Annotated in this window: 10 protein-coding genes; 6 read left to right on the top strand and 4 right to left on the bottom strand. The window is 67.1% G+C overall.

Annotated elements, in window-relative coordinates:
• Together MSIMFI_RS01100 and MSIMFI_RS01095 are read right to left on the bottom strand one after the other, a co-directional pair.
• Positions 1–460: cutinase family protein (locus tag MSIMFI_RS01100; protein WP_191495827.1), on the bottom strand; the 460-nt coding region annotated here is incomplete at its 3' end.
• Positions 461–491: 31 nt separating this feature from the next.
• Positions 492–1,268, bottom strand: coding sequence for a cutinase family protein (locus MSIMFI_RS01095; RefSeq protein ID WP_191495826.1), 777 nt, complete (start codon positions 1,266–1,268; stop codon positions 492–494).
• Between the two features lie 130 nt (positions 1,269–1,398).
• Between MSIMFI_RS01095 and eccB the strand changes: the two genes are divergently transcribed.
• Positions 1,399–2,766, top strand: coding sequence for a type VII secretion protein EccB (gene eccB / locus MSIMFI_RS01090; RefSeq protein WP_191495825.1), 1,368 nt, complete (start codon positions 1,399–1,401; stop codon positions 2,764–2,766).
• On the opposite strand, the gene mycP is transcribed toward eccB, so the two are convergent.
• Together mycP and eccD are read right to left on the bottom strand one after the other, a co-directional pair.
• On the bottom strand, positions 2,737–4,101 hold the full coding sequence (gene mycP, locus MSIMFI_RS01085) for a type VII secretion-associated serine protease mycosin (RefSeq protein ID WP_191495824.1): 1,365 nt from the start codon (positions 4,099–4,101) through the stop codon (positions 2,737–2,739). The two genes, eccB and mycP, sit on opposite strands and share 30 nt — an antisense overlap.
• The gene (eccD, locus tag MSIMFI_RS01080) at positions 4,098–5,444 is read right to left on the bottom strand and encodes a type VII secretion integral membrane protein EccD (RefSeq protein ID WP_191495823.1); all 1,347 of its coding nucleotides are present in this window, start codon (positions 5,442–5,444) and stop codon (positions 4,098–4,100) included. The genes mycP and eccD overlap by 4 nt, the downstream gene beginning before the upstream one ends.
• Positions 5,445–5,539: 95 nt before the next feature.
• Between eccD and eccCb the strand changes: the two genes are divergently transcribed.
• The 5 genes from eccCb to rplM all read left to right on the top strand — a co-directional run bounded on the left by eccCb (position 5,540) and on the right by rplM (position 11,625).
• On the top strand, positions 5,540–9,067 hold the full coding sequence (gene eccCb / locus MSIMFI_RS01075) for a type VII secretion protein EccCb (protein ID WP_191495822.1): 3,528 nt from the start codon (positions 5,540–5,542) through the stop codon (positions 9,065–9,067).
• Complete coding sequence (locus tag MSIMFI_RS01070) at positions 9,064–10,278, top strand: type VII secretion-associated protein (RefSeq protein WP_191495821.1); 1,215 nt, start codon at positions 9,064–9,066, stop codon at positions 10,276–10,278. The genes eccCb and MSIMFI_RS01070 overlap by 4 nt, the downstream gene beginning before the upstream one ends.
• A gap of 50 nt (positions 10,279–10,328) precedes the next feature.
• Entirely contained in the window at positions 10,329–10,637 is a 309-nt protein-coding gene (locus MSIMFI_RS01065) for a WXG100 family type VII secretion target (protein WP_191495820.1), read from the top strand.
• 8 nt (positions 10,638–10,645) lie between these two features.
• Positions 10,646–10,948 carry a WXG100 family type VII secretion target gene (locus tag MSIMFI_RS01060; protein WP_191497960.1) on the top strand — a complete coding sequence of 101 codons (303 nt, stop codon included), beginning with the start codon at positions 10,646–10,648 and terminating at the stop codon, positions 10,946–10,948.
• 233 nt (positions 10,949–11,181) lie between these two features.
• Positions 11,182–11,625, top strand: coding sequence for a 50S ribosomal protein L13 (gene rplM / locus MSIMFI_RS01055; protein WP_085249883.1), 444 nt, complete (start codon positions 11,182–11,184; stop codon positions 11,623–11,625).
• Positions 11,626–11,641 lie beyond the last annotated feature (16 nt).

Raw genomic sequence — 11,641 nt, 5'->3', positions numbered from 1 at the left:
GCCCTGACGGATTGCCGAAAAGAGTTACCGCAGCGACGTGGTCGGCGGCTTCGGCCGGTAACGGCTGACTGAAGCCCAGACCGGGTAATGGTGCGGCAGTGACGATGTCGATCACCGCGGCCCCCTGCGAGTACCCGCCGAGCACCAGCTTGGTGTCAGGGCATGTGTTAGCCATTTGCTGAACATGGTCGCTGGCGTCGTTTGCGCCTTCCGTGGCGGCCAGGAAGTCGTCGTTCGCCGGGTAGTTCACCCCGTATGCCGCAATGGCTCTGCCCGTTTGTTGGTGCAGCGAGTTGACCAGGGCCTGGCCTACCCGACCGATGCCTGGCGGCTCACCGGTTCCCCGCGCGAAGACCACCTGGACGTCCGGGCAGGCCGCCGATGCCTTGGGCGCCAGTGGAGGTGCAAGCAATGCGGCCGCCGCGATTGCGGCGGCCGCGATAAGCCCGATTAGCCTCATGCGGCAATGTTACGGGCTTGTTGACACAGCGTCAGTGAATGGATCCGGGGCCGGGGACGGGCACCTGAGAGCTGGGCCCGGGCACCGGCTGGGGCCCGGGTGCCTGCGGGATCGAACCGGGTATTTGCATGACCGGGGACGACATCAGTTTCGTCGCAACGAAGCTCGCCGCCTGCGTGGTGTACACGGGGACATAGCCGTCGGTGTGCCCGCTCCATTCATTGCCCGGTCCGGCGTGACAAATCGGGTCGCTGGGGTTGCACAAGTCAATCGCCTTCGATCCCAACAATGCACTCTGCGTGGTCAGCGACCCGCCGCTGCGATTGGCCACGTTGCCGAATACCGCTACCGCCGCGATGTTGTCCACGTATTCGGCCGGTAGCGGGCTGCCGAAAGTGATGCCGCCCAAAGGAACTCCGGCCACGATGTCGATCACGTCCGCGCCCTGTGAGTAGCCCCCCAAAACCAGCTTGGTGTTGGGGCAGGACGAGGCCATCGACTTGATGTGTGCAATGGTGTCGTTGGCGCCGTCACCTCCGTGCAGTTGGAGGCGGCTGGCGGCATAGTTCACCGCGTAAACCCCGATGTTCTTGCCGGTCTGCTGGCGCAGCGAGTCGACGAAGGCTTCGCCGACGCGGCCGATACCGGGCGGCTCACTGGTGCCGCGGGCGAAGGTGACTTCGGCGTCCGGGCAGTTGTCGGCGGAAGCGACCGGGATGGTGTTGGCGCTACCAATGGTGGGCGCGACTGATAAAACGCCCGCGGCGGCAATGGTGAGGGCACCGCGGCGCAATCGGCGATTATTCACCCCGAAATTTTACCCGTGGCCGGGTGCGGTGAAACCTCGCAACCTGTGGATGAACGGCGCGAAGCGGTTGGCTGGCGGCCTACCGTAAGCCAGAACGATCGGGCTGTTGGGGGACGTTCGGGGGGTGAAGATGACTACTTGGCTAGATGTCAGTGGCCATCGATTTCTGGTGCGGCGTATCGAGTGCGCATTGCTGCGCAGGGATATCCGCACGGCCAACGAACCCCTGCGGAGACACCCGGCGTCATTGATGGTGGGGTGCTTACTGACGGCGATCGCCGTGGCGGGGTGCGCGTTCGTTGGTTTGCTGAGTCCGCAGGCCGGTCTCGGCGATGCGCGAATCGTGATGAGTCGGGAATCCGGAGCGCTTTACGTACGAGTCGGCGATACCTGGCACCCGGTACTGAACCTGGCGTCGGCGCGGCTGATCGCGGCGACGGACGCTAACCCGCGCCCGGTGCGCGAGTCCGAACTGCGCCGCACCAAGCGCGGTCCCCTGCTGGGCATTCCGGGCGCGCCGCAGTTCGTTGCGCCGCCGTTGTCCGGCGCCGAATCGATCTGGACGATCTGTGATTCCGACATGGGTGGGGCAACGACGGTCATCGTCGCGACCGCTGCGAACTCGTCGGTCCGCCCGCTGGCTGCTGACCAGACCGTCCTGGTTTCGCCCGGCCACGATTCGCCGGCCTACCTGCTCTACCGCGGACAACGGGCGATGGTGGATCTGTCTGACCCCGCGGTTCAGCGTGCGCTCAAGCTGGAGGGACGGGTGCCGCGGGTCGTCTCACCGTCTTTGCTCAACGCCGTGCCGGAGGCGCCGTCGATCGCGTCTCCCCGGATCGGGGGTGTGGGTGGGCCGGCGCCGGCAGGCCCACCCGGATTTGCGGTCGGCAGTGTGCTGAGGATCACACGCGCCGAGGGTGACGAGTATTACGTGGTGTTGCGCGGCGGGGTGCAACGAATCGGCCAGGTCGCGGCCGATCTGTTGCGGTTCAGCAACTCGCAGGGCACCGCCACCGTCATCGCGGTCGCGCCCGATGTGATCGGGACGACGCCGATCGTCAATAGCTTGCGGGTGTCCACCTTTCCAGACCGGGCACCGACGCCAGTGGACGGTGCCACGGTGTGCGCGACCTGGTCGTCCGCGCAATCGGGTCGTCCCGACATCACGTTCTCTGCTGGCAGCGGCGTGCCGGTGCCGGCCGGGCAGGTGCCGGTGCGGCTGGCGCAAGCCGATGGCCGCGGCCCCGCGCTGGATGCGGTTTACCTTCCGCCGGGCCGCAGCGCCTACGTGGCGGACAGCACGCGGGCTGGCACGCGCTATCTCGTCACCGACAGCGGCGTGCGGTTCGCGGTCCACGACGACGACGCGGCGCATGACCTCGGATTGCCGCCGGCAGCGGTTCCGGCCCCGTGGCCGGTGTTGGCAACACTGCCGTCGGGTCCGGAGCTGAGCAGACAGCGGGCGTCAGTCGCCCGCGACGCTATCGTGCCTTAGCCGAGCTCCCCGCCGTGACAGGGCACCGATGCCGAGCGCGGCCACCAGGCCAACCAGGCATATCGCGGCGCCACCAAATGCGGTGTCTCGGGCCCGGTTGTCCGAAGGCTCGCGCATCGGCGGCTGGGTAACCGGCGCAGCTACATCAGCGGGATTGGGCGATTGCGGGGTTGTGCCGGTGCTGACCGCGGTCAGCGCATCGACGGTGCCGTTGCCGACGAGCGGGTTCCATCCGGAGGGCGGGTGGTGCGCGGTCGCCTCGATGCGCGCCATTACCTGCCGGGCGCTCAATGACGGGAACCGGGCCCGTATCAGGGCGGCCAGCCCGCTGACCACGGGCGCGGCGTAACTGGTACCCGACACCAGCGCCGAACCATGCTGTCCGTCAATGCCATTCACGAGCCCGTCACCCACTGGGCTAAGCGAGGTCACGCCCTCGCCGGTCGCGGCGACATCCACCCACGGGCCGGCCAGAGTGAATGCCGACGGTTCCCCTTTGACGTTCACCGAACCTACGGTCAGTACGTAGTCGTCGTACCAGGCCGGGCTGACCGCGACCGTAACGGTGTCCCGGGTCGCATCGGAGCGCTGAGCCGGACACTGCGCGCCGCCGCCGGAGTTACCGGCAGCGGCCACGACGACGGTGTTCTTGACATCGACCGCGTAGGCCAGTGCGGCGCCCAGCGCGCGGTCGTCGAGCGCTTCCGCCGCGGGAACGCAGGCAACGGACGAAATGTTAATCACCGACGCGCCGAGATCGGCGGCCGTCCGGACGGCTTTTGCCATGGTGTCCACGTCGCCCACCCCCGAGCCGGACCGGTCGCCGACCGGAGCGAACTTGGCACTGGACTGGCGGATGCTGATCAGGGTGACGTCAGGCGCCATGCCGCTGAACCGGTCGGTGGTGGAACTGGGTGCAGCGGCGATGATTCCGGCCACCAACGTGCCGTGCGCATCGCAATCCTGGGTGCCGTCGCCGTTGGAGACGTAGTCGCCGCCGGCCACCAGATCGGGTAGTCGTCGGTGCCGTGACACGCCGGTGTCGATGACCGCCACCCGTTGGCCTGCACCGCGGGTGAGTTGCCAGATCTGTGCCAGGTCGAGATCGGCGAGCTGAGCGTCGACGTCAGGTCTATCCGATGCTGCCTTCACCACCGTACAGACTTCGCGTTGCACGGTGGGCTGTTGGGGTGCTGGCAATGCCGGTGCAGGCAGCCGCTTTTCGTCGATCGGCGGCGGCGAAACCGCGCGCGCCGGCGGTGCGGTGCACTGGGAAAGCACCGTCAGCGCCGCGATCACCAGCAGACGCATGAAGCGTGCCGTCTTCGTCCTCATATCAGGTCGACGCCGCGAACCGCGCTGAACACACCGCAAATCCAACAGGTCAGAGGCACCATCGTGACCAGCATCAGGCACTCCAGCACTTGGACGCTTCGGCGTGCCACCGGTGAGAGCGGCGTCGTGGGAGCCATGAAGCCCAGATACATGGCCACCGCTGCCAGGGTCGCGGCCAGCGCCGCTATCCATGGCCCGTGCCGCGGTGCGCCGGCCGCGGCGACAGCGAAGGTTGTTGTTGCGGTGGTAATTCCACTGATAACAAACACCAGCGTTCTTTTCCACACGACTGAACGTGCACGTAGCAGCAACAGCGCGGCAATGACCGCGGCCAACGGGACGGCTTTACGGGCGCTGATCGCGGCGGCGATGGCACCGATGGCGGCCGACGATGCGAAGGCGGCAAGCAGGCTAGTCAACCAGACGTCGGCGCGGATGGCCTTGGCGGCCACTAGATCTGCTGCCGGTAAGTCATCGTCTCTTGGCGACAGCCCGGCTAGCTGGATCGCAATCCGCGGAGATAGCTCCAGTAGCCCAAGCGAAGCCAGCGCAAGTGCCGAACCGATCGTGCACGGTGGGGCCGCGACGAGTACACCCGCCAGCGCAGCGATGGCGGTGACGACCGCACTGCACGCCACGGCAGTCAATGTGACTACACCACAACCCGTTACGCGCATCGCCAGCACCGCGGTGACAGCCGCCGCCATCGCGGCCAGCAGTACGCTTGCGGCACCGGGAACACCGGGCACCGCCAGCAGGCCGGCAACCGCGGCGAACATGATGGCGATCAGGCCAAGCGAGAGACCAGCACCCGGATCGCGATATGTCCGGTGTGCAATCGCCGCACAGAGCAGTGCGATCGCGGCGGCCCCCGCCGCCATAGCCGCCGTTGTGCCGGCATGCCGAGCGGCGGTGCTGTTGAGCGCGTTTCGCGCTAGAACCAGAGCGCCGGTAGCGGTCAGGCAGATCGCCGCGACCGCGCCAGTGAGCCGGGTCGCTTTCCGGGACCGCGGTCCGGTCGAGGAATCGAGCGTCGCCGAAACCGACTCGGCAACATCGTCACAACGTGTGACGGGCGGCTCGAGAGGGGACTGGCTCAAGACCAGTACCGTGCCGTCTCGGATATCGTTTTGCGCCAATGTCGTCGACCCCGGAAGCGCCGACGCGCCGACACGGGACAGCTGATAGCGCATCGCCGCCGAATCGGCGGTTCGGGTGCCGACCATGTCGATGATCGATGGAATGAGCGTGGCAACCGGCACTGCGGCAGGCAGTGACAGGTCGACGGTGGCGGTGCCGGCGTGCACAGCGACGCGGCGCAGGCCGGGATCGGATGCAGACATATCGCGGGACGCTAGCCAGTTCCGGGTGATCCGGTATTCGGTTGTGCACAGGCGACTTGCGGTCCAATGACTGCGCTGCCTAACGTCGCCCAACCGTGACCGCCGACATCGAGGTTGCCGCGCCACCCGAGGTGCCGCGAACTGCAGCGCCCGGCTTGCTGTTAAGGCTGTTGCCGGTGGTCATCTCCGTCGCTACCGTGGGCGTCGTTGCGGCGGCCTCGTTCTCGGGGGCGCCGCTGGTGCGCAACCCCACATTCGTGGCCTTCCCGATGATGATGCTGGTCTCGTTAGTGGTGACCACGGTAACCGGGCCTGGCCGTCGGCGGGGCGCCGAGATCGGTACTGCTCGCGTCGACTACCTCGGATATCTGAGCGGCTTGCGCAGTACTGTCGCCGAAACCGCTGCGGCACAACGTGTGGCACTGAACCGGGCACATCCTGATCCCGATGCCTTATGGACCTTGGTGGGCGGCTCGCGGATGTGGGAACGCCGGCCGGACGATCCCGAATTCTGCTGCGTTCGTGTTGGCCGTGGAAATCAGCCGCTCGCCCGGCGTCTGGTGGCCCCGCAGATTCCCTCCCCACCACGGTCGGATCCGGTAACCGTCACAGCGCTACGCCGCTTTCTGAGGGCGCACTCGACGATTGCGGATGTGCCCGTCGCGATCCAACTGCGTGGGGCTATCACGATCGACGGCGAGGCGACGCCGGTGCGTGCGTTGCTACGCGCGATGATCTGCCAGCTGGCAGTGCTGCATGCTCCGGACCAACTGTTGATCGCGGCAGTGGTCAGCGACCGCACGGCTGACGAGTGGGATTGGCTGAAATGGTTGCCGCACAGTCGGCATCCGAGTGATGTTGATGCGGCGGCGCCCGTCCGACTGGTGATGATTGTCGACACGGAGACGGGTGTCGACGGCGGCATTGCAGATGCGGTCACGCTGCGGGTGGGCAGTGACCGCGGCGACGGGTCTTTGGTGGTCACGTGCGGCGGCGAAGTGTCAACGTTAGTGTGCCCGGACCAGATGGATCCCGTTGACGCGGTGGTCTGCGCGCGCCGCCTGGCCGCCTGCCGGGTTGCGCGTCGTGGCGGTGGTTCGGACTGGCCCCGCCTGCTCGGCATCGGTGAGGTCGCGGGCCTCGACGCGACCACGTTGTGGCGCCGCCAAAGCCATGGTGACCGGCTCTGTGCACCGATCGGAGCCACACTCGATGGCGCAGCGGTGGAGTTGGACATCAAGGAGCCCGCGGAGGGGGGTATGGGTCCGCACGGGCTGTGTGTCGGCGCGACCGGGTCGGGCAAGTCGGAGCTGCTCCGCACCGTCGCATTGGGCATGATGGTACGAAACTCTCCCGAAGTGCTCAACTTGTTGCTGGTCGACTTCAAGGGTGGGGCAACATTTCTCGCCCTTGGGCGAGCGCCGCACGTGGCCGCCGTCCTCCCCAACCTCGCCGATGAAGCTCCGCTGGTTTCGCGGATGCGCGAAGCGTTGGCCGGCGAAATGAACCGCCGGCAGCAGCTGCTGCGCACGGCCGGGAACTTCGTCAGCATCGCGGCCTACGAACAAGCGCGCCGTGGCGGCGCGCGATTGATCGCGCTGCCAACGCTATTCGTCATCGTCGACGAGTTTTCCGAACTGCATAGTCAGCATCCCGATTTCGCGGAAACGTTCGTTGCGATTGGCCGGCTCGGCCGGTCGCTGGGTATGCACCTGTTGCTGGCCAGCCAGCGCCTCGACGAGGGCCGGCTGCGTGGACTGGAGGCTCATCTCTCCTATCGCGTGTGTTTGAAAACTCTGTCTGCCAGCGACTCACGGACTGTCCTGGGCACACTCGACGCCTATGAGTTGCCGAACACGCCCGGCGCGGGATTCCTGCGTACGCCCACCGGCGAGCTGACCAGGTTCCAGGCGGCCCTCGTTTCGGGACCGCTCGCGACGCGGCGTCCGGGGGGTGTCGGCACCGAAGTGCGGCCGTTCACCGCGCAAGCCATCGGGCCGGTCGCTCATGTCGGTGAAGAGCCCGTGGGTAGCGTCTTGCATGCGGTGTTGGACCGGCTGTCGGGTCTGGGACCGCCCGCGCACCAAGTCTGGCTGCCGCCATTGGAGGCGGCGCCGACGCTGGACACGTTGTTGGGCGAAGCTCGGGGTGAGCTAGTGGTGCCGATCGGTATCGTCGACCGACCGTTTGACCAGTCAAGAACGCCGCTGACGGTCGACTTGTCCGGAGCTGCAGGCAATGTCGCGGTTGTCGGGTCACCGCGATCGGGCAAGTCGACCGCACTGCGGACCCTGATCGCGGCCTTGGCCGCTACCCACAGTCCGGCCCAGGTGCAGTTCTACTGCCTGGATTTCGGCGGTGGGGCCCTGGCTTCGATGCGTGAATTGCCACATGTGGGCGACGTCGCCGGCAGAGCCGAGCCCGAGCTTGTCCGGCGCATGGTCGCCGAATTGGAGTCCATCCTGCGATCTCGGGAGGCCGCTCTTCGCGGCCGCAGCCTCGACTCGGTTGCGCATGTGTTTCTCGTCATCGATGGCTGGGCGAGCCTGCGCCATGAGTTCGAGGCGCTTGAGCAGTCGATCACTGCGATTGCGGCCCAAGGACTTTCGTTTGCGGTCCATGTGGTCTTGTCGGCGTCGCGCTGGGCGGAAATCAGACCTGCGCTGAAAGACCAGATCGGCACCCGCATCGAGTTGCGGCTGGGTGATCCCGTGGATTCCGAAGTGGACCGCAGGCAGGCGCAGCAGGTACCCCGCGACAAGGCGGGCCGTGGCCTGTGCCACGACGGGCTGCACATGGTAATCGCCCTGCCCAGGCTCGAACGCGTCGAGATGCAACGACACGGTGCAGCGGCGCCGCCGATACCCCTGCTGCCGGCATGCGTGGACTATGACACCGTTATCCAGCAAGCGGGCGACGACCCGGATGGGCGGATCCTGCTCGGCCTGGAGGAGCGCCGGCTGCGCCCGGTCGCAGTCGACTTCGAGCGTCACCCGCACCTGTTGGTTCTTGGCGACAACGAATGCGGTAAGACAGCCACACTGCGAACCCTGTGCCGCGGGATCGTTCGGGCCAAAACCGCCGGACAAGCCCGGCTGCTGATCGTCGACTTCCGGCGCGCGCTGCTCGACCTCATGGATCCGGAACATGTTGGCGGCTACGCGATGTCGCCCGCGGCGCTGGGCGAACTGCTGCCTCCGCTGGTGGACTTGCTGCGGGCGCGGATGCTTCCCTCCGAGGTGACTCCGGCACAGCTGCGAACCAGGTCTTGGTGGTCCGGGCCGGACATCTATGTTGTGGTAGACGATTACGACCTGGTCGCCACGTGCGCGGGCCACCCGTTGCTGGTCCTACTCGAATATCTGCCCCATGCAAGGGATCTCGGCTTGCACGTCATCGTGGCCCGGCGCAGCGGAGGCGCGGCGCGGGCCATGTTCGAGCCAATGCTCGCGGGCCTGCGCGACTTCGGTTGCATGGCACTGATAATGAGCGGACGACCGGACGAGGGCGCGCTGTTCGGGTCGTGCGTTCCGGTGCCGCTGCCGGCGGGCCGTGGCATCCTGATCACCCGTCCTGGCGACGAGCGGGTGGTGCAGGTGGCCTGGAGTCCACCGGCGCCGTGAGTCCACACCAGGCGGTCATCGAGGCCGGCCCCGGCGCGATCCGCCGATTGTGTTGCGCCGGAGGCGGTATCGCCGACGCGCAGTTGGTTGCGGCCGCGCTGGGTGCTATAGACGATTCGGTGGTGCTGGTGGACGATCGGCCGGTCGATGTCTCATCGGTCTGGTCCGGCGCACTGCGCTCCGTGCTGTGCAGTCATCCCGACGGCGTGATCGTCGTGCATCCATCGTGGTGGTCGGCAGCGCGGGTCGGCGTGGTGGCCGCGGCCACACAGACATTGGCCGATGAAGCGGTGGTGCGGCCGCGGTCCTGGCTGCTGGCGCGGGCGTCGGCCCAACCGGCGGTGGTGGTGGAGATCGCCGAACGGTTGGTCATGGTCGCTGCCGACGAGGTGGTCGGCGTGGCGCGCCGTAGCGATCCTCAGCCGGTTGCCGACGAGGTCGCGGGTGTTGTCGCCGATACGGCCCCCTACGCGACGGCGGCGGTGCTGATCGACGCACCGAATTCGGTCACAGGGGCGCCCCAGCTTGGGACGCTGATCGCCGGTGCATTGCGCCGTGCGGGGCGGGCGGCGGTGGAAATCGGTGATGCGCGGCTGGCGCGGCTGGCCGGGGACGCGCCACGTGAGCCGTCCCCGTGGCAACCGGGTGCCGCAGGCCGATCCCGGGTCCGGGCGGTTGTCTGGCTTGCGGTCGCCGGGGTCGTCCTGGCAGTGCCGACGCTGTCGGCGGTGCCCATCCCGTCGCAGCCGGGCCATCGCGGCGTATCGCCGGTACCGGTAGCGGCAACCACATCTCTGGTCGAGGGCCGGGTGGTGGTGACAATTCCGGCGACCTGGTCCACGCAGCGGGTGGTCGCCGGGCCGGGCTCGGCGCGGGTGCAGGTCACGTCGCCGTCAGATCCCGAGGTGGCGTTGCACGTGACGCAATCGCCGGTGGCCGGCGAGACGCTGACCGGCACCGCGCAGCGCCTAAAGCTGGCCATCGACGCGGAGCCCACCGGAGTGTTCGTCGACTTCAACCCCTCAGGCAGCAGCGCCGGCCGGCCCGCGGTGACATACCGCGAGGTGCGCGCCGGACATGACGTGCGATGGACGGTACTGCTCGACCGCGCGGTCCGGATCAGCATTGGATGTCAGAGCAGGCCGGGCGCGCCCGACGCCGTTCGCGATGCGTGCGAGCAGGCCGTGCGGTCGGCGCACGCGCTGGGGTGAGCCTGAAAATGGGTGGAACCTAACGGCACCGATCCGGCGTCGTATTCGGTATGAGCACATTGAGCACCGACTTTGATCTGATGCGCTCGGTCGCGAGCACCACCGACACCCGCAACGAGGAAATCCGGGTGATGTTGCAGTCATTCATCGGCCGGATGAGCACTGTGCCGGCATCGGTGTGGGGTGGGCCTGCCGCCGCCCGGTTCAAGGATGTGGTGGATCGGTGGAACGTCGAGTCGATGCGGCTGTACCACGTCCTGCATGCGATTGCCGAGACCATCCGACATAACGAGGCCGCGCTGCGGGAAGCCGGTCAGGACCATGCACACCACATCGCCGCGGCCGGCGGACACCTGTAATCGGAGGGATCAGCGTGGATCGAGTGTTGTCGTACAACTTTGATGCAATCGAATACTCCGTTCGCCAGGAGATCCACACCACGGCGGCCCGGCTCAACGCCGCACTCGACGAACTGAGGTCACAAATCGCGCCGCTGCAGCAGCTGTGGACCCGGCAAGCGGCCGCCGCCTACCAGGTTGAGCAGCTCAAATGGCACCAGGCGGCCACCGCGCTCAACGAAATCCTGGTCGACCTGGGAAATGCGGTTCGCGACGGCGCCGCCACCGTGGCCGACGCCGACCGCCGTGCGGCTGGCGTCTGGGCGCGATAGCTGCACCCCAGAAAGACTCTGTGTGGTCCCGACGGAAGGAGAGCCGTCGGGACCACACAGTCGTTTTGACCTGCGGGGATGCTCGTCGGTAAGCTGCTCGGTTGGCGTGCGGTACGCCGGGGCCTCGGGTCAATGTCGGTCGCCGAGAGCTAGCCCCCTTGGACCCACCCGGTCCACCTGACTGGCACCCGGTCCACGCCGGGATCCACCCGAGAGAAAGTGTGGTAAGCGCTGTGCCTACATACGCGCCCAAGGCGGGTGACACCACGAGGTCGTGGTACGTCATCGACGCCACGGACGTGGTGCTTGGCCGCCTTGCCGTCGCAGCGGCCAATCTGCTGCGCGGCAAGCACAAGCCGACGTTCGCGCCCAATGTCGATGGCGGTGACTTCGTCATCGTCATCAACGCCGACAAGGTCGCCATCAGCGGCGACAAACTGCGAAGCAAGATGGCTTACAGCCACTCGGGTTATCCCGGCGGCCTGCACAAGCGCACGATCGGCGAGCTGATGCAAAAGCACCCCGACCGTGTGGTGGAGAAGGCGATTGTCGGCATGTTGCCCAAGAACAAGCTCAGCCGCCAGATCCAGCGCAAGCTTCGCGTCTACGCCGGCCCGGAGCATCCACACACTGCCCAACAGCCGGTGCCGTTCGAGATCAAGCAGGTGGCGCAATGACCGCGTCGGCGACGAT

The sequence above is a fragment of the Mycobacterium simulans genome, assembly GCF_900232995.1.
GTDB lineage: Bacteria > Actinomycetota > Actinomycetes > Mycobacteriales > Mycobacteriaceae > Mycobacterium > Mycobacterium simulans.
This window is presented reverse-complemented; position numbering and strand designations above follow the sequence as displayed.

Coding starts and splice junctions, on each gene's coding strand:
- eccB (WP_191495825.1), top strand. CDS start 1,399: ATGACTACTTGGCTAGATGTCAGTGGCCATCGATTTCTGGTGCGGCGT.
- mycP (WP_191495824.1), bottom strand. CDS start 4,101: ATGAGGACGAAGACGGCACGCTTCATGCGTCTGCTGGTGATCGCGGCG.
- eccD (WP_191495823.1), bottom strand. CDS start 5,444: ATGTCTGCATCCGATCCCGGCCTGCGCCGCGTCGCTGTGCACGCCGGC.
- MSIMFI_RS01065 (WP_191495820.1), top strand. CDS start 10,329: ATGAGCACATTGAGCACCGACTTTGATCTGATGCGCTCGGTCGCGAGC.